Consider the following 22,172-nt stretch of genomic DNA (forward strand, 5'->3'; position numbering starts at 1 on the left):
GCGTGCGGCGCCGTGCCCGGAGTCCCGGGCACCGGCTCAGCCGCCCGTGACCTCCACCGCGGCCAGGTTCTTCTTGCCGCGCCGCAGCACCAGCCAGCGGCCGTGCAGCAGTTCGTCCGCGGCCGGGACCGCGTCCTCCGCGGCCACCTTCACGTTGTTCACGTAGGCGCCGCCCTCCTTGATGGTGCGGCGGGCGGCCGACTTGCTCGCCACCAGCCCCACCTCCGCGAAGAGGTCGGCCACCGGCGCCGGCTCCGGCACCCGGGCCCGCGGCAGCTCGGACAGTGCCGCCGCCAGGGTCGCCGCGTCCAGGTCCCCGAGCTCGCCCTGGCCGAACAGCGCCTTCGACGCGGCGATGACGGCGGCGCACTGGTCGGCGCCGTGCACCAGCGTCGTCAGCTCCTCGGCCAGCGCACGCTGCGCGGCGCGGGCCTGCGGCCTCTCCTCGGTGAGCTTCTCCAGCTCCTCGAGCTCCTCACGGCTCCGGAAGCTCAGGATCCGCATGTACCCGGAGACGTCGCGGTCGTCCACGTTCAGCCAGAACTGGTAGAACGCGTACGGCGTCGTCATCTCAGGGTCCAGCCAGACCGCGCCGCCCTCGGTCTTGCCGAACTTGGTGCCGTCCGCCTTGGTCATCAGCGGGGTGGCGAGCGCGTGCACGCTCGCGTGCGGCTCCAGGCGGTGGATCAGGTCCAGACCGGCGGTCAGGTTGCCCCACTGGTCGCTGCCGCCCTGCTGCAGGGTGCAGCCGTGGCGGCGGTACAGCTCCAGGAAGTCCATGCCCTGCAGCAGCTGGTAGCTGAACTCGGTGTAGCTGATGCCCTGGTCGGACTCGAGCCGGCGGGCGACCGAGTCCTTGGTCAGCATCTTGTTGACGCGGAAGTGCTTGCCGATGTCCCGGAGGAACTCGATGGCGGACATGCCCGCCGTCCAGTCCAGGTTGTTGACCACGACCGCCGCGTTCTCGCCCTCGAACGACAGGAACGGCTCGATCTGGGCACGGACCCGCTCCACCCAGTCCGCGACGGTCGCCGGGTCGTTCAGGGTGCGCTCGGCCGTCGGCTTGGGGTCGCCGATCTGGCCCGTCGCCCCGCCCACCAGCGCCAGCGGGCGGTGTCCCGCCTGCTGGAGCCGGCGCATGGTGAGCGCCTGCACCAGATGACCGACGTGCAGGCTGGGCGCGGTCGGGTCGAAACCGCAATAGAACGTGACGGGACCGTCCGCGAGCGCCTTGCGCAAAGCGTCCTCGTCGGTGGACAGGGCGAACAGCCCGCGCCACTTCAGCTCGTCGACGATGTCCGTCACGGTTCCGGTTCTCCTCGAACAGTGGAAGGAAGGTGATCCGCCCCGAGGGGCATCCAGCAGTCTATGGCTTCGCCCGAAGGGTCAGACGCCCTGGCTGACGGAGCTCATGTTGAAGTCCGGGACGCGCAGCGCCGGCATGGCCGCCCTGGTGAACCAGTCGCTCCACTCCCGCGGCAGCGTCTTCTCCGTCCGTCCCGCCTCCTGGGCCCGCGACAGCAGGTCGACCGGCGACTCGTTGAAGCGGAAGTTGTTCACCTCCCCGGTGACCTCGCCGTTCTCCACGAGATAGACACCGTCTCTGGTCAGCCCGGTCAGCAGCAGCGTGGCCGGGTCGACCTCCCGGATGTACCACAGGCAGGTCAGCAGCAGCCCCCGCCCGGTCGACGCGACCATCTCCTCCAGCGACCGCTCGCCGCCCGCGTCCATGACCAGGTTGTCGGCGGCGGGGGAGACCGGCAGCCCGGTGAGCCCGGCGCTGTGCCGGGTGGTGATCAGCCGCTCCAGCGCGCCGTCCCGAACCCACTCGGTCGAGGGCACCGCAAGACCGTTGTCGAACACCGACGCGTCGCCGCCGGAGGAGTGCGCGATCACGAACGGTGCGCACTCGAGCCCCGGCTCGTCCGGGTCGCTGCGGAGCGTGAGCGGCAGTTCGGACAGCCGCTCGCCGATGCGGGTGCCGCCGCCGGGCTTGGAGAAGACCGTGCGGCCCTCGACGGCGTCCCGGCCCGAGGAGGACCACAGCTGGTAGATCAGGAGGTCCGCGACGGCCGTCGGCGGCAGCAGCGTCTCGTAGCGGCCCGCGGGCAGTTCGATCCGGCGCTCCGCCCAGCCCAGTCGGGTCGCCAGCTCGGCGTCCAGGGCCGCCGGGTCGACGTCCTTGAAGTCCCGGGTCGAGCGTCCCGCCCAGGCCGAGCGGCTGCGGTCCGGCGACTTGGCGTTGAGTTCCAGCGTCCCGTTGGGCTGGTCGTGACGCAGCCGCACCCCCGTTGACGTGCCGAGGTACGTCGAGGTCAGCTCGTGGTTGGCGAAGCCGTACAGCTCGCGGCCGCCCGCCCGGGCGCGGGCGAAGGACTCGCCCAGCGCGGGCGCGAAGTCGGCGAAGACGGCCGAGGAGGTCTCCGCCGGGGCGTCGGTGAAGTCGCCCGCCGCCGGGACACCGCTCACCAGTGGCTGGGCGTCCTCGGCGGGACCCGCGGCCCGGGCGGCCGCCTCGGCCGCCCGCACCAGCGGCTCCAGGTCCGCGGCCGTCACGGCCGACCGGGACACCACTCCCGACGCGGTGCCCTGAGCCCCGTCCAGGGTCGCGATCACCGTGAGCGTACGGCCCCGGGTCACGCCGTTCGTGGTGAGGGTGTTCCCGGCCCATCGGAGATTGGCCGAAGAGTGCTCGTCGGCGATGACGACGCAGCCGTCTGCGGTGGACAGTTCGAGGGCACGCTCGACGATCTCGTGCGGCTTGCTGACGGGGCTCATCGACCGGCCTCCTGGGTGGTGTTCAAGATGTTGACGCCGCGGAACAGCGCGGACGGGCAGCCGTGCGAGACGGCCGCGACCTGGCCCGGCTGGGCCTTGCCGCAGTTGAAGGCGCCTCCCAGGACATACGTCTGCGGGCCCCCGACCTTCTCCAGCGACCCCCAGAAATCGGTCGTCGTCGCCTGGTAGGCGACATCGCGCAGCTGCCCGGTCAGCCGGCCGTTCTCGATGCGGTAGAAGCGCTGGCCGGTGAACTGGAAGTTGTACCGCTGCATGTCGATCGACCAGGACCGGTCCCCGACGACGTAGATGCCGCGCTCCACCCCGCCGATCAGGTCCTCCGTCGACAGCCCGCCCGGTTCCGGGCGGAGGGACACGTTCGCCATCCGCTGCACCGGGACGTGCGACGGCGAGTCGGCGAAGGCGCAGCCGTTGGAGCGTCCGAGGCCAGTGAGGCGCGCGATCCGGCGGTCGAGCTGGTAGCCGACGAGCGTGCCGTCCCTCACCAGGTCCCAGCTCTGGGCCTGCACGCCCTCGTCGTCGTACCCGACCGTCGCCAGCCCGTGCTCCGCGGTCCGGTCCCCGGTCACGTTCATCACCGGCGAGCCGTAGCGCAGCTTCCCGAGCTTGTCGAAGGTGGCGAAGGACGTGCCCGCGTACGCGGCCTCGTAGCCCAGCGCCCGGTCCAGCTCGGTGGCGTGCCCGATCGACTCGTGGATCGTCAGCCACAGGTTGGACGGGTCCACGACCAGGTCGTACGTCCCCGCCTCGACGCTCGGCGCGCGCATCTTCGCGGCCAGCAGTTCCGGGATCTCCTCCAGCTCGGAGTCCCAGTCCCAGCCGGTCCCGGTCAGATACTCCCAGCCGCGGCCCACCGGCGGCGCGATGGTGCGCATGGAGTCGAACTCGCCGGTGGTCTCGTCCACGGCGACCGCGGTGAGCTGCGGGTGCAGCCGGACCCGCTGCTGGGTGGTGACCGTGCCCGCGGTGTCCGCGTAGAACTTGTTCTCGTGCACGGTCAGCAGCGAGGCGTCCACGTGCGCCACGCCGGCCGCCCGCAGCAGTCGCGCGCTCCAGTCCGCCAGCAGCGCGGACTTGTCCTCGTCCGGGACGGCGAACGGGTCGGTCTCGTACGAGGAGATCCAGGTGCGGTCCGCGTGCACCGGCTCGTCTGCCAGCTCGACCCGCTCGTCCGAGCCGGCGGCCGTGATCACCTTCGCCGACAGCTTCGCCATCGCCACGGCCTGGCCCGCCACCCTGGCGGCACCGTCCATGGTCAGATCGACCCCGGACGCGAACCCCCAGGCCCCGCCGTGCACGACCCGCACCGCGTACCCCAGGTCGGTGGTGTCGGACGAGCCCGCCGGCTTCGCGTCCCGCAGCCGCCATGCGGCACTGCGCACGCGCTCCAGCCGGAAGTCGGCGTGCGCGGCGCCGAGCGCGCGCGCCCGCGCGAGCGCCGCGTCGGCGAGCGCCCGCAGCGGCAACGCCGTGAAGGCTTCGTCGATGGAATGAGCCACGAATGTCTCCTGTCATGGTGGGACCCGTCGGCACAGGACCGGTCGCCCCGATCATGTCGCGCCCGGATGCCCGCTGCCTACCGCTTTCTGTAGGGACCCGACAGTGCATCCGTGACGCCACTGTCAGGGGTCGATCCCCTGCACAGGGGGCTGTACCGATAGGTTTTCGCAGTGTCAGACCGCTATCGAAAGGGTGATCCGTTGAGCCGCTCGGTTCTCGTCACCGGAGGAAACCGGGGCATCGGCCTCGCCATCGCCCGCGCTTTCGCCGAGGCCGGAGACAAGGTCGCGATCACGTACCGGTCGGGTGAGCCGCCGGCGGAGCTGGTGGAGCTGGGCTGCCTGCCCGTCCGCTGCGACATCACCGACGCCGAACAGGTGGAGCAGGCCTACAAGGAGATCGAGGACAGGCACGGTCCCGTGGAGGTGCTCGTCGCCAACGCCGGCGTCACCAAGGACCAGCTGCTGATGCGGATGTCCGAGGAGGACTTCGTCACCGTCCTCGACACCAACCTCACCGGCACCTTCCGCGTCGTGAAGCGCGCCAACCGCGGCATGCTCCGCGCCAAGAGGGGCCGCGTCGTCCTGATCTCGTCCGTGGTCGGTCTGCTCGGCTCGGCCGGCCAGGCCAACTACGCCGCCTCCAAGGCCGGACTGGTGGGCTTCGCCCGGTCCCTCGCCCGCGAGCTGGGTTCGCGGAACATCACCTTCAACGTCGTCGCGCCCGGCTTCGTCGACACCGACATGACCAAGGTGCTCAACGACGAGCAGCGCGCGGGCATCGTCTCGCAGGTCCCGCTCGGCCGTTACGCGCAGCCGGAGGAGATCGCCGCCGCGGTGAGGTTCCTCGCCTCCGACGACGCCTCGTACATCACTGGAGCCGTCATCCCGGTTGACGGCGGATTGGGCATGGGTCACTGATCACATGAGTGGAATCCTCGCCGGAAAGCGCATCCTCATCACCGGTGTGCTGATGGAGTCCTCCATCGCCTTCCACGCCGCGAAGCTGGCCCAGGAGCAGGGTGCGGAGATCATCCTGACGGCCTTCCCCCGGCCCACCCTGACCGAGCGCATCGCCAGGAAGCTCCCGAAGCCCACCAAGGTCATCGAGCTCGACGTCACCAACGAGGAGCACCTCGGGCGTCTGGAGCAGGTCGTGCGCGACGAGCTCGGCGGTCTGGACGGAGTCGTCCACTCCATCGGCTTCGCCCCGCAGGACGCGCTCGGCGGCAACTTCCTGAACACGCCGTTCGAGTCGGTCTCGACCGCGATGCACGTCTCGGCGTTCTCGCTGAAGTCGCTGACCATGGCCTGCCTGCCGCTCTTCCCGCAGGAGGGTGCCTCGGTGGTCGGTCTGACCTTCGACGCCCAGTTCGCGTGGCCGCAGTACGACTGGATGGGTCCGGCGAAGGCGGCGCTGGAGGCCACCTCCCGCTACGTGGCCCGTGACCTGGGCAAGCAGAACGTCCGCTGCAACCTGATCTCCGCGGGCCCGCTCGGTTCGATGGCCGCGAAGTCCATCCCGGGCTTCAGCGACCTCGCGGACGTGTGGAACCACCGCTCCCCGCTGGAGTGGGACATGTCCGACCCGGACCCCGCCGGCCGCGGCATCGTCGCCCTGCTGTCCGACTGGTTCCCGAAGACCACGGGTGAGATCATCCACGTCGACGGTGGCGTGCACATGATGGGTGCATAACGCAGCGTCACCCACGGACGGCTGTCACCCGGTCGCCTTCGATGCCCCGGTCACCCGCTGTGCGCGGGGGGCCGGGGCATCGCCCGTTCGGGTCAACGCAGCGGGCGGGCCGGCGTCCGGCCGGGGGACCCTGGAGTCGCAGTCCCTCCCTTGTGGTGCAGCAGCGGCGCGAGCCGCAGTACGGCCGAGGAGGTCCTGGTTGTGCGTACGTCGTGGCGATCCGCGTCCGTGCTCGGGGTGCTCGGGGTGCTCGGGGTGCTGGTGTGGCCCGCCTCCACGGCGGCCGTCTCCGAGCCGCCGGGCGAGCCCGCGCCCCGGCCCTTCGGGGCCGCCTGCAGCGTCTACGTCGAAGGCTCCAGGGCCACGGCCCACTGCCACAATCCGTACCTGGACACCGACCGGGTGCAACTCCATGTCGAGTGCGAACGCTGGTGGGACGTGGATTCGGACAGCAGGCCCGTCGACCTCGGCCCCACCGGCCGCGCCACGCTCAGCGAACGCTGCTGGAAGGAGATCCGCAGCGTGTGGGTGAGCCATCTGCGGCGCTGAGACGTACGGGCGGCGCCCTCCGGTGCGTCCACGCCGTTCGACCGGCCCGGTGCCTCCCGGGTGGAGGCCGGCGGGCCGGCCGGCTCCGCGCACACTATGCCGCTCGCCCGGCGACGGCCGCGGGGCGGGCGTGCCGTGCATCCCGCCCGTACCGGTTCACGTTCCGCCGCGCAGGCACTGGAACGGATAGCCCGCGGCCTCCGCTGCCGCCGTATCCCCGTCGTGGGCGCGGATCGCCTCGAGCAGCCGGCCGTGGTCCATGTGGTTCTCGGGGCGCAGCTCCCGGCCCACGTCGTCCCGCAGCCAGTCGCGCAGCAGATCGCCCAGGTCGGCGTAGAGCGCGGTCAGCACGTCGTTGTGGGAGGCCGCGACCACGGCCAGATGGAAGGTGGCGTCGGCGGTGACGAACCGCTCGGCGTCGCCCGACTCCCACGCCTCCTCGCGCCTGGCCAGCAGCGCGTCCAGTTGCTTCAGGTCCTTCGCGGTGCGTCGTTCCGCGGCGAGCCGCGCCGCCGAGGACTCCAGCGTGGAGCGCAGCTCGGCGATGTGGCGCGGATCGGCGTCGGCGAATCTGCGGTGCATCACCCCGGCCAGCTCGCTCGTCGCCACCACGTAGGTGCCGGAGCCCTGTCGGATGTCCAGCAGCCCGTTGTGCGCCAGCGCCCGGACCGCCTCACGGACGGTGTTGCGGGCGACGCCCAGCAACTCGACGAGCTCCGGCTCGGTCGGGATCCGTGAGCCCACGGGCCACTCGCCCGAGGTGATCTGGTTCCGCAGCTCGGTGATGACCTGGTCCGAGAGGACGGACCGCCGGGGAGAGGTCAGCGCCATGGTGCTCCTTGTCCGGGGGGAGGGTCCACGGCCCGGCCGTCCCGCGACGGCCCCGGTGCTCCCGCAGCCGGGCCCTCGCGCGATCGTCCGGGATTGGACAACCAATCATCCCATGATTCTATGATGGGGCCATGCCGGACGAGACCCAGACCCTGAGCCCCGCCGCCACGGCGGTCCGTACCACCACCGATTCTTCCGCGTCCCCCGCCGCGAAGCCGCCGGCCTGGGTCCTCCGGCTCGTCGTCGCCGGTCTCGTGCTGGCCGCACTCAACCTCCGGCCCGCCATCACCAGCCTCGGCGCCCTGCTGGAGGAGGTCCAGGAGGGGCTCCGCATGAGCGGCAGCGTGGCCGGAGTGCTCACCTCCGTCCCTCCGCTCTGCTTCGCCGTCTTCGGACTCACCGCACCCGGGCTCGCCCGCCGCTTCGGGCCCGCCGCGGTCGTCTGCGCGGGGATGGCGGCCATCACCGCGGGCCTGGCGCTCCGCCCCCTCGCCGGAGGCACCGCGGCGTTCCTCGCCGCCAGCGCGCTGGCCCTCATGGGCATCGCCGTCAGCAATGTGCTGATGCCGGTGGTCGTCAAGCACTGGTTCCCGGACCGCATCGGCAGCGTCACCGGTCTCTACTCCATGGCGCTCTCCCTCGGCACGGCCGTCGCGGCGGCCGCGACCGTGCCCATGACCCAGGCGTTGGGAGGCGGTTGGCGCACCGGCCTGGCCGTCTGGGCCGCGCTCGCGGCCACCGCCGTACTGCCGTGGGTCCTCCTGGTCCGCGACCGGGGTACGGGCGGCTCCGCGGCCACCGCGCCGAACCCCCGCCCCGCCACCGGATCGCCCGCGCCGGTGCCCGCCGGGCGGCCGGCCCAGGCCGCGCCCGACCGCGCCGGAGCCGGCCGGGCGTCCGCGCCGCGCATCGCCCGCAGCCGTACCGCCTGGGCCCTCGCCTGCTTCTTCGGCCTCCAGGCCACCGGCGCCTACATCACCATGGGCTGGATGCCGCAGATCTTCCGCGACGCCGGCGTCCCGGCCGGCACCGCGGGCGTGCTGCTCGCGCTGACCATGGTCATGGGCGTTCCGCTCGCCTTCGTGATCCCCCGGCTCGCCGCCCGGCTGAGGACACAGGGCCCGATCGTCCTCGTGCTCGGCCTGTGCGGAATGACCGGATACGCGGGCCTGTTCCTCGCCCCCGCCACCGGTGCCTGGGCCTGGGCGCTGCTGCTCGGCATCTCCAACTGCGCCTTCCCTCTCGCGCTCACCATGATCGGTATGCGCTCCCGCACCGGCACCGGGGTCGTCCGGCTGTCGGCCTTCGCGCAGAGCACCGGCTATCTGATCTCCATCCCCGGCCCGCTGCTCGTCGGCGTCCTCCACCAGCACAGCGGTGGCTGGGGCCTGCCGCTGGCGCTGATGGCGGGGCTGATCGTGCCGCAGACGGCGGCCGGTGTACTCGCGGGCCGGGACCGCACGATCGAGGACGAAGCCGGGATGCGACACTGACCCCATGCCTGTGCTCGACCCGAACCCCCCGAACGGCCAGAAGAAGCTCCTGCTCGTCTTCGGCACGATGATCGGCATCACCGTGATCATCGGAATCATCGCCTCGATCGCCTCGCCCTGAGCACGGCGACGGGGGTTCTCCCAGCGCCCCCTAGGGGGCGAGTGTCAGGGGGAAGTGGGTGGCTCACCGGATGGGCGGCCCGGTCCATGATCCGTAGGTTGGAAGCAGCTCAGCAGGAGCCGGGCTTCGGACCTCACGGAGGCGGCCATGTCGGCCCGTACGCACCCCCGCCACCCCACCGCGCACCGGCGCCGGCCGACGGTGGCGATGCCTGCGCGGGGAGCAGTGGCACCGGCCCGCGCAAGGCCGGGATCGGCCGGTGGGGAAGCGTGACCGGTCCGGGGACCACCGGCGGCCCGGAGCAGCGCGTGGGCGTCCGCCCGTGGGGCGCCGGCACCGGGCTCAGGTGGTGGGCCCTCGTCCTGCCGGTGATCGCCTTCTCCGCTCTCTTCCTGCTCGTGACCGGCGCGGGCCAGGCGCAGGCCGCCGCCCATTCGCCGGTGGCGTTCCTCGGCTGGATCCAGCTGGTGCTGAGCGGTCCCTGAACCGGGCGCCACCACCGTCCCGCCTGCCGCCGCGGACGTGTTCCCGCTTCGTGCGGTGACCCCTCAACACCCTGCGCCTGCTGGCTGATTTCATGCGAAGCTGGGGAGCATGAGCGCCGATACACCGCGAAGGATCGTCCTACTCCGCCATGCGAAGGCCGACTGGCCCCAGGTGTCCGACCACGAGCGGCCGCTCGCCGACCGGGGCCGCATCGACGCCCCCGTCGCCGGCCGCAAGCTCGCCGACACCGGCATCCCCTTCGACCTGGCCCTGTGCTCGACCGCCACGAGGACCCGCGAGACCTGGAAGCTCGCCGTCCAGGAGTTGCCCGAGCGGCCCAGGACCGTGTACGAGGAGCGGCTCTACGAGGCATCCCTCGGCGATCTGCTCGCGCTGCTCAACGAGACCCCGGACGAGGTCACCGACCTGCTGCTCATCGGCCACAACCCCGGGATGCACGCCCTCGCCGACGCCCTCGCGGGCACGGCGGAGGGCGACACCCTGCAGCGGATGAGCCGCGGCGGCTTCCCGACCGCGGCGTTCGCCGTGGTCGGCTTCTCCGGTTCCTGGAAGTCCGTCGAGCACGGCGTGGGCACTCTCGTCGACTACTGGGCCCCGCACGACTGACCCGGGCACGCCGCCGGGAAACCGCTCCGGTGCGCGCTCGGCGCACCGGAGCCCGTCCCCCCTGCCACCGGTGTCGACCCTCGATCGGCCCGCACCCTCGGAGGGGGCCGTCGGCGACGGCGGTCCCGGCCGGTCTCAGTCCTCGTGGGCGTCCGCGGCCTCGACCTCTTCGCGGGTGATCCCGAGCAGATACAGCACCGTGTCCAGAAAGGGCACGTTGACGGCCGTGTCGGCGGCCCTGCGCACCACGGGCTTGGCGTTGAAGGCGACGCCGAGCCCGGCCGCGTTCAGCATGTCCAGGTCGTTCGCGCCGTCGCCGATCGCCACGGTCTGGGCGAGCGGCACCCCGGCCTCCGCCGCGAAGCGCCGCAGCAGCCGCGCCTTGCCGGCCCGGTCCACGATCTCGCCGGTGACGCGTCCGGTCAGTCTGCCGTCCACGATCTCCAGGGTGTTGGCCGAGGCGAAGTCGAGACCCAGACGCTCCTTGAGGTCGTCCGTGACCTGGGTGAACCCGCCGGAGACCACGCCCACTTGGAAGCCGAGCCGCTTCAGCGTACGGATCAGGGTGCGCGCACCCGGGGTGAGCCGCACCTCCGTGCGCACCTTGTCCACGACCGACGCGTCCAGCCCCGCCAGCAGCGCGACCCGGGCGTGCAGCGACTGCTCGAAGTCCAGCTCCCCGCGCATCGCGGCCGCCGTGACCTCGGCGACCTCCGCCTCGCAGCCCGCGTGCGCGGCGAACAGCTCGATGACCTCGTCGGTGATCAGGGTCGAGTCGACGTCCATGACCACCAGGCGCTGCGCCCGGCGGTGCAGTCCGGCCGAGACGACGGCGACGTCCACCCCGATCTCCGCCGCCTCGGTCGCCAGCGCGGTCCGCAGCGGTTCCGTCTCGCAGCCCGACACCGCGAACTCCACGGCGGTGACCGGGTACTTGGCGAGCCGGTGAATACGGTCGATGTTGCCGCCCGTGCCGGTGATCCTGGCCGCTATGGCGGCCGTGGACTCCGCGGTCAGCGGATGCCCGAGCACGGTCACATGCGAACGTCCGCTGCCCCGGGGCCGGTTGTCCCCGAGGCCCGAGATGATCTCGGCCTGCAGTCTCAGTGACTCGGCCCAGCTGTGCACGGTGGCCCGCAGTTCGCCCTCGGTGCCGGAGGTCGGCTCGGTGACGAGTGCGCAGAGGGTGATGCGCCCCCGCGTGACGACCTGCTCGATGTCGACCACGTCGACCGAGAAGGCGGCAAGGGTGTCGAAGAGACCGGCCGTGATACCGGGACGGTCCTTCCCGAAGATCTTCACCAGCAGAGTGGGGACGTCGGGCGTCTGCGGGGGCTGCGATGCGCTCATGGTGCTCCCACCGTATCGGGCACTCCGTGCCGGGCGCCGCCCCGTCCCGCGTACCGGACAGCTGCGGCCCTCCCAGGCTACGTGCAGGTGGCGCCTGGGTTGCCGCAGGGCCGACGGAGCCGAACGGGTCGCACGGACGAGCGGTGACCGCGCGCCCGGCGGGGGGCGGGACCGCGCCCGCCGGGGCCGAGGACGGGGCTCCCTCGCACCCCGCGCGGAGCAGCCCGGCCCCGCGGCCCCGTGCGCCGGACCGTGGTGCGCCACCACTCGGGCCGTCCCGTGCGCCGGACCGCCGGTGCGCCACGCGCTTCGGCGGGCACTCCGTGCCCCGGTCCTCGGGGTGCCGCGGTTCCCGTCGGCGACCCGCGCCCGGGCACCCCGTGACGCCCCCGTGCATCCGCCGGCCCCGCATGCCTCGTCGCCCGGAGTCCGCCGGCGCCGGCCCCGCTCCGTTCCGACTTGCCACGTTCCCGCCCGATCCGTGGGTACTCGTGGGCGCATACCACGCTCCGGGCCTTTTCCCCCACCCTCAACGGCGCACGGGCGGAACGGCGGTGGCCGTCGGCGCGCGGCCCGACTTTCGGATACACGACCGTGCCTGGAATAGTTCCTCACGATGTTCGCCATCCCTGGACTCCCGTTGGCGGGGGTAGCTCGGGGGACAACTAGTGGGGCATGGAGTGCCGGAACTCGTACTGGAATTGAACGGAAGGACCTGGACCCTCGATCCGTCCAGGTCGTACACCCTGGGCCGGGATCCCCAGGGTGACGTGGTGATCGACGACGCCAGGGTGTCGTGGCGCCACGCCACGATCAGCTGGGGCGGCCGGGGTTGGGCCATCGAGGACCACGGCAGCACCAACGGCACGTATGTGCAGGGCCGGCGCATCCACCACATGGAGCTCGGCCCCGGCTCCGCGGTGCACCTCGGCAACGCCACCGACGGCCCGCGGTTGAGCCTGTCCGGCACCGAAGCCGGCGGGTACAGCGAGCGGGGAGCCGTGTCGCAGCAGGCCGCCCAGGCCCAGTCGGCTCCGCAGGCGCCCGCCCGGCAGGGCTGGGCCCAGCAGCAGGCGTCCCAGGCCCAGGCCCAGCAGCAGTGGCAGCAGCCGGCCGCCGCCCAGGTGCCGCACCAGCAGGGCCCGCGCGACCACTACGTCCAGAAGACGCCCGGCGGCGCCGCGGGGGCCCCGCCGGTCCACGGCGACCGCAGCCCCACCACGTTCCACCAGCTGTCCCTGGGCCGTGTGATGCGCATCGGCCGCGCGCTGGAGAACGACCTGGTCGTCTCCGACCTCCAGGTCTCCCGCCACCACGCCGAGTTCCACGCGACGCCCGACGGCCGTTTCGAGATCCGCGACCTGGGGTCGCACAACGGCACGTACGTCAACGGACAGCCGCTCGCCAAGTCAGGCACCGCGCTCATCGGCCCGAACGACACCGTCGGTGTCGGTCACTCGACGTTCCGGCTCGTCGGCGACCGCCTCGAGGAGTTCGTCGACACCGGTGAGGTCTCCTTCTCCGCGCGCCACCTGACGGTCACGGTCGACGGTGGCAAGCAGATCCTCAAGGACGTCTCCTTCGGAGTCCCGGAGAAGTCCCTCATCGCGGTCATCGGCCCCTCCGGCTCCGGAAAGTCGACCCTCCTCAAGGCGCTCACGGGCTACCGCCCGGCCAACGAGGGCGATGTGCTCTACGACAACCGGAACCTCTACAAGCAGTTCGCCGAGCTGCGTCAGCGCATCGGTCTGGTCCCGCAGGACGACATCCTGCACAAGGAGCTGACCGTCAAGAAGGCGCTCACGTACGCGGCCAAGCTGCGTTTTCCGGCGGACACCACGGCGGCCGAGCGCGAGGCCCGCATCGACGAGGTGCTGCGCGAGCTCAAGCTCGACATCCACAAGGACAAGAAGGTCACCTCCCTCTCCGGCGGCCAGCGCAAGCGCGTCTCCGTCGCCCTGGAGCTGCTGACCAAGCCGTCGCTGATCTTCCTGGACGAGCCGACCTCCGGCCTCGACCCGGGCATGGACCGCGATGTCATGCAGCTGCTGCGCGGCCTCGCCGACGACGGGCGCACCGTCCTCGTCGTCACGCACTCGGTGGCCGAGCTGGCGCTGTGCGACAAGCTGCTGGTGATGGCCCCCGGTGGCTCGGTGGCCTACTTCGGCCCGCCCGAGGAGGCACTGAACTTCTTCGGCTACGACACCTGGGCCGATGTGTTCTCCGCCTTCGAGAACTACCGCGACTACGACTGGGCGGGCCGCTGGAAGGGCTCGCAGCACTACCAGATGTACGCCGCGGACATCGACGCCGTCGCCCCGCAGTCGGTGCACATGCCGCCGCCGCAGGCGATCAGACCGCCGAAGCCGCAGGGCTGGTTCTCCCAGCTCGGCACGCTGGTCCGGCGCTATGTCTCGGTCATCGCCTCCGACCGGGGCTTCCTCGCGCTGATGGTGGTCCTGCCCGCCGTCCTCGGCGCGGTGAGCCTGCTGATCGACCCGGACAAGGGCCTGCTGCCCAACGGGGTCAACTCGCAGAGCGGGAGGATCATCCCGAACGGCACGGCGACGACCGTGCTGCTGATCCTCGCGGTCGGCGCCTGTTTCGCCGGTGCGGCCAACTCGGTGCGCGAGTTGATCAAGGAACGGGTGATCTACGAGCGGGAGCGGGCGACCGGTCTGTCGCGCTCCGCCTACCTGATGTCCAAGGTGATCGTCCTCGGCATGATCACGGTGTTCCAGGGTGCGCTGGTCGGCGTCATCGGCTTCTCCAGCCGGGAGATCCCGGAGGAGGGCCTGGTCCTGGGTTCGGCCACCCTGCTGGAGCTCTCGCTGCCGATCATGGCGCTCGGGTTCACCTCGATGATGTTCGGCCTGATCATCTCGGCGCTGGTGAAGACCGCCGAGAAGACCATGCCCCTGCTGGTGATGTTCGCGATCGTCCAGGTCGTCTTCACCGGCTGTCTGTTCACCCTGAACGGCACCGTGGGCGTGAACGAGTTCTCGTACCTGATGCCGTCCCGCTGGGCGGTCGCCGCGGCCGGCGCCACCCTGGACTTCAACAGGATCAGCCCCAACCAGGACGACCCCGGCAACACGGACCCTCTCTGGGACCACGAGGTCGGCGCCTGGGGCCTGGACATGGCCGCCCTGCTGGCGCTCGGCGCACTGTGCGGTTTCTTCGTGGCCCGCTTCCTGCGCCGCCACGAGCCGGAGGTCATGCGCAAGTAGCGGCTCCCTCCGCCCGTCCGCCGGGTGGTACGGACGACGCCGGAGGGCGGCACCCGCACGGGGTGCCGCCCTCCGGCGCATGTGTGTCCTGCTCGCCGCGTCCGTCAGTAGGCGCTGTTGACGTTGTCGATCGTGCCGTAGCGGTCGGCCGCGTAGTTGCAGGCGGCGACGATGTTGGCGACCGGGTCGTACTGGTCCTTGGCGGTGCCGGGGACGTGGTAGGCGTCGAAGGTCGGCTTGATGACCTGCAGCAGGCCCTTCGACGGGACGCCGTTGACGGCGTTGATGTCCCAGTTGTTGATCGCGCGCGGGTTGCCGCTGGACTCGCGCATCACGTTCTTGTAAATGCCGTGGTAGGTGCCCGGGATGTTGTGCTTCTTCATGATGTCCAGGGCCTCGCGGATCCAGCCGTCCAGGTTGTTCGCGTAGACGGGCTTGCGGGCGGCGGCGCGGCTGGCGGCCTGCTCGACGGCGCGCTTCTTGGCGGCGGCCTCGGCCTTGGCGGCGGCGACGGCCTTCGCCTTCGCCTGGGCGGCGGCCCGGGCCTTGGCGGCGGCGGCCTTGGCGTTCGCGGCGGCCTGGGTCTTCGCCTGGGCGGCGGCCTTGGCCTGGGCGGCGGTGAAGGCGTTCTGCTCGGCGATGCTGGTCTGCAGCGCGGTGGCCTTCGCGGTGTCGACGGTCGCCGACCAGGCGACCTCGGAGGCGGGCGCGGCCTGCGTCTCGGTACCGGCGACGGCGTTGCCCGGGACGAGCGAGAACGCGAGGGCGGAGGCGCCAACGGCGGCCACACCGGCAATCGAGAACTTGTGGGTCTTGGACATACGGCGGGGGCCGGGGGTGCGGGACGCGGACATGCGAGACGTACCTCTTCGAATAGCGGGAGTCGCTTCGGCCGGGGCGGCGCAGCGCCTGCTCGGCGGCGACGGACGCAATTCTTAGCGGCCGCAAAATGCTGTGGCAAAGGTGTGACATACGATCCTGGGTAGTGGACCGGGAACCCCCAAAATCGGACAAGTCGCTCACCATGGCCTGCTCACATGTCCTTTATGTATCCACTAGCGCGCTTCGTAAGTGATGTGCGTCCTATGTGCGGGCTCACATCCCGCCATCGCAGCGCTCACGATCCGTTGCTTCAGCAATGCACTCGGTGAGTGTCCTGGTCCGGAAGGACGAGGTGGACGTCCCCGAACTCGTGCCAGAGGTAGAGACGCCGTACCGCCTCGGTGTAGCTCCTGCTCAGCGCCTCACGCCCGGCGACCGCCGCCAGCATCAGCAGATGCGAGGCCGCCGGCTCGTGCAGGCCCGTCAGCAGGCCCTCCACCGCGCGCACCCCCCGCGCGGGGGTGACGACGAGATCCGTCCAGCCCGCCGCGGGACGCACCGTCCCGTCCGGTCCCGTCGCCGACTCCAGCGCCCGCACCGCGGTCGTCCCCACCGCCACGATCCGCCCGCCGCCACCGGCCCGGCGGCGAGCACGGGCCGCGTTCACCAGCCACGCCGTGGCCGCCGGTACCTCGAAGCGCTCCGGGTACGGCGGCTCGTGCGCCTCCGACGAGGCCACCCCCGTGTGCAGCGTGACCGGGGCGAAAAGCACCCCGCGCCGCGCAAGCTCCGCCACCAGCGGCTCCGTGAAGGGCCGCGCCGCGCTCGGCATCTCCGCCGAGCCCGCCCCGTCCGGCGCGGGCAGCGCGAACACCGTCTGATACGCGGACAGGGGCTGGTCCCGCTCGGTGTACCCGTACCGGATCGGCCTGCCGTACCGCGCCATCAGCTCCGGCACGTCCACCGACACCGCGGCCCACCACAGCCGGGGCGAGCCCTCCACCAGCGGCTCCTGCGGCACGAGCACTCCGCCCCCGGGGAGCCGTATCCGCGCGCCCGCGGGTCCTCCCGCCCGCGGCAGCGTGCTGCCCGCCCCGTCCGGTGACCGCAGCTCCACCGCCCACAGCCCCCCGCCACCGGACGCCGTCCCGGAGCGTTCCCGGTCCGCGCGTGTGGAGAAGTGGACGACCAGCCGCTCCCCGCCCAGCCGCGCGTTCACGGCCGCCGGCAGGGTCGCGGAGGTGTTCACCACCAGGACGTCCCCGGCCTGCAGCAGCCCCGGCAGCTCACGGAACGCGTGGTGCGCCACGTCCGTACCCCGCGACACCATCAGCCGTACGTCGTCCCGCCCGTCCCCGCGCTCCTCCGCCGGGACCCGGGCCGACAGCCCGTCCGGCACCCGCAGTGTCTCCAGCACGTTCACCGGCCGGCCACCAGCGCCGGCGCGGCGTACCGCCCGCTCGCCGGGCGCTCGTCCAGCAGCCGCAGGAAGCCCGGCACCACCTCGCCGGGCGCCGGCCTCGGGGCGTCGTCGTCCGGCACCGCCGCCGCGTACAGATCCGTGCTCATGTCGCCGGGGTCGACCGCCCACACCCGCAGCTCGGGCTCCTCGACAGCGAGCACCGCCACCAGCCGGTCGAGGGCCGCCTTCGACGCCCCGTAGCCGCCCCACGTCCCGTAGGCCCCGGTCGCCGCGTCCGACGACACCGCGACCACCGCGCCCGGCCCACCGGCCCGCAGCAGCGGCAGCGCCTCCTGCACCAGCCCCAGCGCCGCCACCACATTGGTCTCCAGAGCCACCCGCAGCCCCTCCAGCGGCAGCTCCTCCAGCCGCACCAGCGGCTCCGAGCCGAGCGCGCCGGCATTGCTCACCAGCAGATCGAGGGAACCGCCCAGCGCACGGGCCGCGGCCACCAGCTCGGCGCGGTGCCGGGCGTCCGTGACGTCCCCGGGCAGTGCCCTCACCCTCGTCCCGTACCGGCGCAGCTCCTCCGCCGACGCCTCCAGAACCGGCGCCGTCCGCGCGTCCAGCACCAGATCCCAGCCGCGCCGCGCGAGCGCGGCCCCCAGTGCGTGCCCGAGCCCCTTCGAGGCTCCCGTGATGATCGCGACAGGCATGACGTCCGTCCCCTCTTGCAGTGCGATGCCGTTCCGGACGTGGCCAAGGCTGTCCCCGCGCCGGGGCCCGTCGCCTCGTCCCCGCGCCCGTACCGCGCAGGGCACTTCGACCTAGGCCCCGGGACCGGGTCCGCGGCCGTCCACAGGCCGATACGCACCGTCACCGCACCCCGGTACGGTGATCCCATGAGCCATCGACCGAGATCCGGCCTGGCCGCCGTCAGCACCGCGCTGCTCGCCATGAGCAGGCATCTCGAGGTCCGCGACGTCCTCAAGACGATCGTGGCCTCGGCCCGCGAGCTGCTCGACGCGGAGTACGCGGCGCTCGGTGTGCCCGACGACCACGGGGGCTTCGCCCAGTTCGTGGTCGACGGCGTCAGCGACGAACAGTGGCGGGCGATCGGACCGCTCCCGCGCCAGCACGGCGTCCTCGCCGCGATGCTGAGGGACGCGAGGACGGAGCGGCTCGCGGACGTGCGGAAGGACCCCCGCTTCGAGGGCTGGCCCGCCGCCCACCCGGAAATGGCCGACTTCCTGGGTCTGCCCATCAAGGACGGCGACGAGACGATCGGCGCGCTGTTCCTCGCCAACAAGCGGTGCCCCAAGCCCGACGGGGGCTGCGGATTCACGGAGGCGGACGAGGAACTGCTGTCGATCCTCGCCCAGCACGCCGCCATCGCCCTCACCAACGCCCGGCTGTACGAGCGCAGCCGCGAACTCACCATCGCCGAGGAGCGCTCCCGCCTCGCGCACGAGCTCCACGACGCCGTCAGCCAGAAGCTGTTCTCCCTCCGGCTGACCGCGCAGGCCGCGGCCCGCCTCGTGGACCCCGACCCGGCGCGGGCCAAGGGCGAGCTGCAGCAGGTTGCCGCGCTCGCGGCAGAGGCCGCGGACGAGCTCCGCGCTGCGGTCGTCGAACTGCGCCCCGCTGCCCTGGACGAGGACGGCCTGGTCGACACGCTCCGTACCCAGATCCAGGTCCTCGACCGCGCCCACACCGCACACGTCACCTTCGAAACCTGCGGGGTCCGCGCCCTGCCCGCCGCCCAGGAGGAGGCCCTGCTGAGGGTCGCCCAGGAGGCCCTCCACAACGCGCTGCGGCACTCCGGCGCGCCCCGGGTCGCGGTCAGCCTCACCCGGCGCGGCCAGGGCGCGGTCCTCAGCGTCACCGACGACGGCGGGGGCTTCGAGCCCGAGGCGGTCCGCAGGGCCGGCCGTCACCTCGGCCTGGTCTCCATGCGCGACCGGGCGAGCGGAGTCGGCGGGACACTCACGGTGGAATCGGCGCCCGGCAAGGGCACCACGGTCGAGATGGAGGTTCCCGGTGGCTGAGAGGGGAAGCGGGCGCGCGGAGCGACCCGCCGGCGGGGAGCCGGGGGAGGGGCGGTCGATCCGTGTGCTCCTGGTGGACGACCACCAGGTGGTCCGTCGCGGTCTGCGCACCTTCCTCGAGGTGCAGGACGACATCGAGGTCGTGGGCGAGGCGGGCGACGGGGAGGAAGGAGTCGCCCGTGCCGGGGAACTGCGGCCCGATGTCGTGCTGATGGACGTACGGATGCCCGGCACCGACGGCATCGAGGCCCTGCGCAAGCTGCGCGCGCTCGACAACACCGCGAAGGTCCTGGTCGTCACGAGCTTCACCGAACGGCGCACGGTCGTCCCCGCACTGCGCGCCGGTGCCTCCGGCTATGTCTACAAGGACGTCGACCCCGACGCGCTGGCCGCGGCGATCCGCTCCGTGCACGCGGGCCATGTGCTGCTCCAGCCGGAGGTGGCGGGAGCGCTCCTCGCCCAGGACGAGCCGGGCGGCGGACAGGGGAGGGGCACTTCGCTGACCGAGCGGGAGCGGGAGGTACTGGGCCTGATCGCCGACGGCCGCTCCAACCGGGAGATCGCCCGGGCGCTGGTCCTCTCGGAGAAGACCGTCAAGACCCATGTGTCGAACATCCTGATGAAGCTCGACCTCGCGGACCGCACCCAGGCGGCGCTCTGGGCCGTGCGGCACGGGCTCTCCGGTTGACCTCCGCGCCGCTCGGAACGTTTCGGCAGGTCGTCAGGACACGGAAGCGGATCGGTTCCCTCCGGTATGAGGTTCATACCGTCGTGTGTATGTCGCCCACACGGCGTATCCCCGGCGTGCTCCGGGCGTTCTCCAGGGCGAGCCGCGGCGGTCCCGCCGTGGTGACGCCTAGGAGGATCCTGAAGTGAAGAACCTGAAGAAGGCCCTCGCCGTCTCCATGGTCGCCGGCGGAATCGTCGCCGCCGGCGCCGGTGTCGCGTCCGCCACCAGCGCGCACGCGGACGGCCACGCCACGCACTCCCCGGGCGTCGGCTCCGGCAACCTGATTCAGGCGCCGGTCCACATCCCGGTCAACGCCGTCGGCAACACGGCCAACGTCATCGGCGCCCTGAACCCGGCCTTCGGCAACACGGGCATCAACGGCTGAACGAGCCGCCAGGCCCGCGGCCCGGCGGCACCGAGCGGACCCCGGCCCGTCCCGGGGTCCGCCGGCGTCCCCGGTGGCGTCGCGCAGACCCTCATCGAGCCGGGCGTCGGCGGGGGCGCAGTACGACGGCCCGTGCCGTCCGCGCCGGCGTGGTGGGTGCGGTCCGGGGCGGCGCCGCCGTCCGACGGCGGGCGGCGCGAGCGCGGCCCCCACCGCGGCGGCGCCTCCGGCACTCGCCCTCGGTCCGACCGCGCCCTGGCACCCACGGCGACGCCGGGCCCGCGAGGCGGGACCCAGCCCCCGCCCGGCGCACACGGCGATCCGTGCCGGACCGTCGTGACCCGCTCCGGGAGCGGGACCCGCTCCCGTCAGAGACCCGCGCGGCGCTCCTGGCCCTCCACGTACGCGTTGTACGCCGCCACCTGCGCGCGCCGCGCCACGCGCTCCACCGGCCGCAGCGCCGCCCCGCGGGCCGCCATCTCCGACGCGCTCATCGCCCCGCCGTGGCCGTTCTCGTAGGCCAGCGACAGCAGGAGCCCGATCCGCCGCGCCAGCTCCAGGACGCGCACCGCCCGGGCCGGATACCCGGGCGCCAGCACCTCGCGGGCCGACCTCGCCTCGGCCCGCGCCCGGTACGCGTCAAGCGCGGCCTCGGCCGCCGGCCCGGAAGCCGCCACGTCCAGCCGCGACAGCACCTCCGTCGCCTCCCGAAGCCCCTCCGCGAGTTCCCGTTCCGCCTCGCCGAGGGAGGGGACATCGGCGGGCGGGGCCTCCCGCACCGGCAGACAGCGCCAGACGACCTCGACGTGCACATCGCCGTCCGGCCCCGCCTCGTGCACCTCGGGCACCAGGCCGTAGCCGGCACCGTGGCAGAGGACCGCCTCCTCCGCCTCCAGTGCCCGCGCGTTGAACTCCGGCGGTCCGCTCAGGCCCAGCGGGTGCCCCGGCGCTGGCAGGGCCACCCGGAACCCCCGCGCCCCGGCGGTACGCAGCCGTCCCAGCCCGAGCGTGAGGCCGACCGGACCGTCCTCGCCGGGGAGTCCTTCCACGCGGTGCACCGCGTCGTCCCCGACAATCGCGGTCACGGCGTCATCGGGTGATACAAGTCCGGCCAGAAGGGCATTCCCCCAAGCGGCCAGGCGTCCTGAGCGTGGTTCCGAGAGCATGGACCCAGCCTAGGTACCGGACCCGGGGCGGGAGCACAGGGCGGGTGGCGTAGGTTTAACCGGGGAGCCGCGCCCACAGGCGCGCAGGGCCCGAGACTCGACGACTGCATGGGGAGACAACGCGCTCATGAGCGATGTACTGGAGCTGGTGGACGTATCCGTGGTCCGCGACGGACGTGCTCTGGTGGACGACGTCTCCTGGTCGGTCAAGGAGGGCGAGCGCTGGGTGATCCTCGGCCCGAACGGCGCCGGCAAGACCACGCTCCTCAACATCGCCTCCAGCTATATGTTCCCCACCACCGGCACCGCCACCGTCCTCGGCGACCGGCTCGGCGGGGTCGACGTCTTCGAGCTCCGCCCCCGCATCGGCATGGCCGGCATCGCCATGGCCGAGAAGCTGCCCAAGCGCCAGACGGTCCTGCAGACCGTCCTCACCGCCGCCTACGGCATGACCGCCTCCTGGCACGAGGACTACGACGCCGTCGACGAGCAGCGCGCCCGCGCCTTCCTGGACCGCCTCGGCATGTCCGACTACCTGGAGCGCAAGTTCGGCACCCTCTCGGAGGGCGAGCGCAAGCGCACCCTCATCGCCCGCGCGATGATGACCGACCCCGAACTGCTCCTCCTCGACGAGCCCGCCGCCGGCCTCGACCTGGGCGGTCGCGAGGACCTGGTGCGCCGCCTCGGCAGGCTCGCCCGCGACCCGTACGCACCCTCCATGATCATGGTGACCCACCATGTCGAGGAGATCGCGCCCGGCTTCACCCATGTCCTGATGATCCGTCAGGGCAAGGTGCTCGCCGCGGGCCCGATGGAGACCGAACTCACCTCCCGCAACCTCTCCCTCTGCTTCGGCCTCCCGCTCGTCGTCGAGCGCAACGGTGAGCGCTGGACGGCCCAGGGCCTGCCGCTCGCCTGACCGCCGCCGCTTCCCGATC

21 protein-coding genes are annotated in these 22,172 nt (G+C 72.4%); 12 read left to right on the forward strand and 9 right to left on the reverse strand.

Translation table 11 applies throughout. The features are described from left to right. Positions 1 to 36 precede the first annotated feature (36 nt). From tyrS to AB0J10_RS17475, 3 genes are all read right to left on the reverse strand, one after another. Positions 37 to 1,305: a tyrosine--tRNA ligase gene (gene tyrS / locus AB0J10_RS17465; protein WP_363062408.1), complete on the reverse strand. Its 1,269-nt coding sequence runs from the start codon at positions 1,303 to 1,305 to the stop codon at positions 37 to 39. An 81-nt stretch (positions 1,306 to 1,386) separates the two neighbouring features. Next, positions 1,387 to 2,778, reverse strand: coding sequence for a metallopeptidase TldD-related protein (locus tag AB0J10_RS17470; RefSeq protein ID WP_363062410.1), 1,392 nt, complete (start codon positions 2,776 to 2,778; stop codon positions 1,387 to 1,389). After that, positions 2,775 to 4,298: a TldD/PmbA family protein gene (locus AB0J10_RS17475; protein WP_363062412.1), complete on the reverse strand. Its 1,524-nt coding sequence runs from the start codon at positions 4,296 to 4,298 to the stop codon at positions 2,775 to 2,777. Before AB0J10_RS17475 ends, AB0J10_RS17470 begins: the two co-directional genes overlap by 4 nt. A gap of 201 nt (positions 4,299 to 4,499) precedes the next feature. On the opposite strand from AB0J10_RS17475, the gene fabG reads away from it, so the two are divergent. The 3 genes from fabG to AB0J10_RS17490 all read left to right on the forward strand — a co-directional run bounded on the left by fabG (position 4,500) and on the right by AB0J10_RS17490 (position 6,543). Further along, positions 4,500 to 5,219, forward strand: a complete 720-nt coding sequence (fabG, locus tag AB0J10_RS17480) for a 3-oxoacyl-[acyl-carrier-protein] reductase (protein ID WP_363062414.1) — start codon at positions 4,500 to 4,502, stop codon at positions 5,217 to 5,219. Positions 5,220 to 5,223: 4 nt separating this feature from the next. Next, positions 5,224 to 5,994, forward strand: coding sequence for an enoyl-ACP reductase FabI (gene fabI, locus AB0J10_RS17485; protein ID WP_363062416.1), 771 nt, complete (start codon positions 5,224 to 5,226; stop codon positions 5,992 to 5,994). A 201-nt stretch (positions 5,995 to 6,195) separates the two neighbouring features. Next, on the forward strand, positions 6,196 to 6,543 hold the full coding sequence (locus AB0J10_RS17490) for a hypothetical protein (RefSeq protein WP_363062418.1): 348 nt from the start codon (positions 6,196 to 6,198) through the stop codon (positions 6,541 to 6,543). Positions 6,544 to 6,699: 156 nt separating this feature from the next. Here the strand turns inward: AB0J10_RS17490 and AB0J10_RS17495 are convergent, their stop codons facing one another. After that, positions 6,700 to 7,374, reverse strand: coding sequence for a FadR/GntR family transcriptional regulator (locus AB0J10_RS17495; protein WP_363062420.1), 675 nt, complete (start codon positions 7,372 to 7,374; stop codon positions 6,700 to 6,702). A 131-nt stretch (positions 7,375 to 7,505) separates the two neighbouring features. On the opposite strand from AB0J10_RS17495, the gene AB0J10_RS17500 reads away from it, so the two are divergent. From AB0J10_RS17500 to AB0J10_RS17515, 4 genes are all read left to right on the forward strand, one after another. Next, positions 7,506 to 8,867 (forward strand): MFS transporter, encoded by a 1,362-nt coding sequence (locus tag AB0J10_RS17500; protein WP_363062422.1) that lies wholly within the window; start codon positions 7,506 to 7,508, stop codon positions 8,865 to 8,867. A gap of 4 nt (positions 8,868 to 8,871) precedes the next feature. Beyond that, positions 8,872 to 8,988, forward strand: coding sequence for an SGM_5486 family transporter-associated protein (locus AB0J10_RS17505; protein ID WP_267905275.1), 117 nt, complete (start codon positions 8,872 to 8,874; stop codon positions 8,986 to 8,988). A gap of 269 nt (positions 8,989 to 9,257) precedes the next feature. Beyond that, complete coding sequence (locus AB0J10_RS17510; protein ID WP_363062424.1) at positions 9,258 to 9,473, forward strand: hypothetical protein; 216 nt, start codon at positions 9,258 to 9,260, stop codon at positions 9,471 to 9,473. 109 nt (positions 9,474 to 9,582) lie between these two features. Further along, positions 9,583 to 10,101, forward strand: a complete 519-nt coding sequence (locus AB0J10_RS17515) for a histidine phosphatase family protein (protein WP_363062426.1) — start codon at positions 9,583 to 9,585, stop codon at positions 10,099 to 10,101. 135 nt (positions 10,102 to 10,236) lie between these two features. Here the strand turns inward: AB0J10_RS17515 and serB are convergent, their stop codons facing one another. Then, positions 10,237 to 11,451, reverse strand: a complete 1,215-nt coding sequence (serB, locus tag AB0J10_RS17520) for a phosphoserine phosphatase SerB (protein ID WP_363062428.1) — start codon at positions 11,449 to 11,451, stop codon at positions 10,237 to 10,239. A 680-nt stretch (positions 11,452 to 12,131) separates the two neighbouring features. Between serB and AB0J10_RS17525 the strand changes: the two genes are divergently transcribed. After that, positions 12,132 to 14,681, forward strand: coding sequence for an FHA domain-containing protein (locus AB0J10_RS17525; RefSeq protein WP_363062430.1), 2,550 nt, complete (start codon positions 12,132 to 12,134; stop codon positions 14,679 to 14,681). Positions 14,682 to 14,785: 104 nt separating this feature from the next. Here AB0J10_RS17525 and AB0J10_RS17530 read toward each other — a convergent pair whose 3' ends face one another. From AB0J10_RS17530 to AB0J10_RS17540, 3 genes are all read right to left on the reverse strand, one after another. Continuing rightward, positions 14,786 to 15,535, reverse strand: a complete 750-nt coding sequence (locus AB0J10_RS17530; RefSeq protein WP_363062432.1) for a transglycosylase SLT domain-containing protein — start codon at positions 15,533 to 15,535, stop codon at positions 14,786 to 14,788. 278 nt (positions 15,536 to 15,813) lie between these two features. Beyond that, positions 15,814 to 16,926 carry an S-adenosylmethionine:tRNA ribosyltransferase-isomerase gene (locus AB0J10_RS17535; protein ID WP_363062434.1) on the reverse strand — a complete coding sequence of 371 codons (1,113 nt, stop codon included), beginning with the start codon at positions 16,924 to 16,926 and terminating at the stop codon, positions 15,814 to 15,816. Beyond that, complete coding sequence (locus tag AB0J10_RS17540; protein WP_363062436.1) at positions 16,923 to 17,621, reverse strand: SDR family oxidoreductase; 699 nt, start codon at positions 17,619 to 17,621, stop codon at positions 16,923 to 16,925. Before AB0J10_RS17540 ends, AB0J10_RS17535 begins: the two co-directional genes overlap by 4 nt. 186 nt (positions 17,622 to 17,807) lie before the next feature. Between AB0J10_RS17540 and AB0J10_RS17545 the strand changes: the two genes are divergently transcribed. From AB0J10_RS17545 to AB0J10_RS17555, 3 genes are all read left to right on the forward strand, one after another. Then, positions 17,808 to 18,953, forward strand: coding sequence for a GAF domain-containing sensor histidine kinase (locus AB0J10_RS17545; RefSeq protein WP_363062438.1), 1,146 nt, complete (start codon positions 17,808 to 17,810; stop codon positions 18,951 to 18,953). 58 nt (positions 18,954 to 19,011) lie between these two features. Continuing rightward, positions 19,012 to 19,641, forward strand: a complete 630-nt coding sequence (locus tag AB0J10_RS17550; RefSeq protein ID WP_363062472.1) for a response regulator transcription factor — start codon at positions 19,012 to 19,014, stop codon at positions 19,639 to 19,641. A gap of 184 nt (positions 19,642 to 19,825) precedes the next feature. After that, positions 19,826 to 20,068, forward strand: a complete 243-nt coding sequence (locus tag AB0J10_RS17555) for a chaplin (protein WP_363062440.1) — start codon at positions 19,826 to 19,828, stop codon at positions 20,066 to 20,068. Between the two features lie 368 nt (positions 20,069 to 20,436). Here AB0J10_RS17555 and AB0J10_RS17560 read toward each other — a convergent pair whose 3' ends face one another. Further along, positions 20,437 to 21,234 carry a hypothetical protein gene (locus tag AB0J10_RS17560; protein ID WP_363062442.1) on the reverse strand — a complete coding sequence of 266 codons (798 nt, stop codon included), beginning with the start codon at positions 21,232 to 21,234 and terminating at the stop codon, positions 20,437 to 20,439. Between the two features lie 127 nt (positions 21,235 to 21,361). Here AB0J10_RS17560 and AB0J10_RS17565 point away from each other — a divergent pair, with 127 nt between their 5' ends. After that, entirely contained in the window at positions 21,362 to 22,153 is a 792-nt protein-coding gene (locus AB0J10_RS17565; protein ID WP_363062444.1) for an ABC transporter ATP-binding protein, read from the forward strand. Positions 22,154 to 22,172: the final 19 nt, after the last annotated feature.

The sequence above is a fragment of the Streptomyces sp. NPDC049887 genome, from assembly GCF_040656535.1.
Taxonomy (GTDB): domain Bacteria; phylum Actinomycetota; class Actinomycetes; order Streptomycetales; family Streptomycetaceae; genus Streptomyces.

What these genes read in the sequence shown, in the direction of transcription:
- AB0J10_RS17565 (WP_363062444.1), top strand. Translation starts at nt 21,362, where the DNA reads ATGAGCGATGTACTGGAGCTGGTGGACGTATCCGTGGTCCGCGACGGA.
- fabI (WP_363062416.1), top strand. Translation starts at nt 5,224, where the DNA reads ATGAGTGGAATCCTCGCCGGAAAGCGCATCCTCATCACCGGTGTGCTG.
- AB0J10_RS17515 (WP_363062426.1), top strand. Translation starts at nt 9,583, where the DNA reads ATGAGCGCCGATACACCGCGAAGGATCGTCCTACTCCGCCATGCGAAG.
- AB0J10_RS17495 (WP_363062420.1), bottom strand. Translation starts at nt 7,374, where the DNA reads ATGGCGCTGACCTCTCCCCGGCGGTCCGTCCTCTCGGACCAGGTCATC.
- AB0J10_RS17470 (WP_363062410.1), bottom strand. Translation starts at nt 2,778, where the DNA reads ATGAGCCCCGTCAGCAAGCCGCACGAGATCGTCGAGCGTGCCCTCGAA.
- AB0J10_RS17530 (WP_363062432.1), bottom strand. Translation starts at nt 15,535, where the DNA reads ATGTCCGCGTCCCGCACCCCCGGCCCCCGCCGTATGTCCAAGACCCAC.
- AB0J10_RS17560 (WP_363062442.1), bottom strand. Translation starts at nt 21,234, where the DNA reads ATGCTCTCGGAACCACGCTCAGGACGCCTGGCCGCTTGGGGGAATGCC.
- AB0J10_RS17500 (WP_363062422.1), top strand. Translation starts at nt 7,506, where the DNA reads ATGCCGGACGAGACCCAGACCCTGAGCCCCGCCGCCACGGCGGTCCGT.
- AB0J10_RS17540 (WP_363062436.1), bottom strand. Translation starts at nt 17,621, where the DNA reads ATGCCTGTCGCGATCATCACGGGAGCCTCGAAGGGGCTCGGGCACGCA.
- serB (WP_363062428.1), bottom strand. Translation starts at nt 11,451, where the DNA reads ATGAGCGCATCGCAGCCCCCGCAGACGCCCGACGTCCCCACTCTGCTG.
- AB0J10_RS17545 (WP_363062438.1), top strand. Translation starts at nt 17,808, where the DNA reads ATGAGCCATCGACCGAGATCCGGCCTGGCCGCCGTCAGCACCGCGCTG.
- AB0J10_RS17505 (WP_267905275.1), top strand. Translation starts at nt 8,872, where the DNA reads ATGCCTGTGCTCGACCCGAACCCCCCGAACGGCCAGAAGAAGCTCCTG.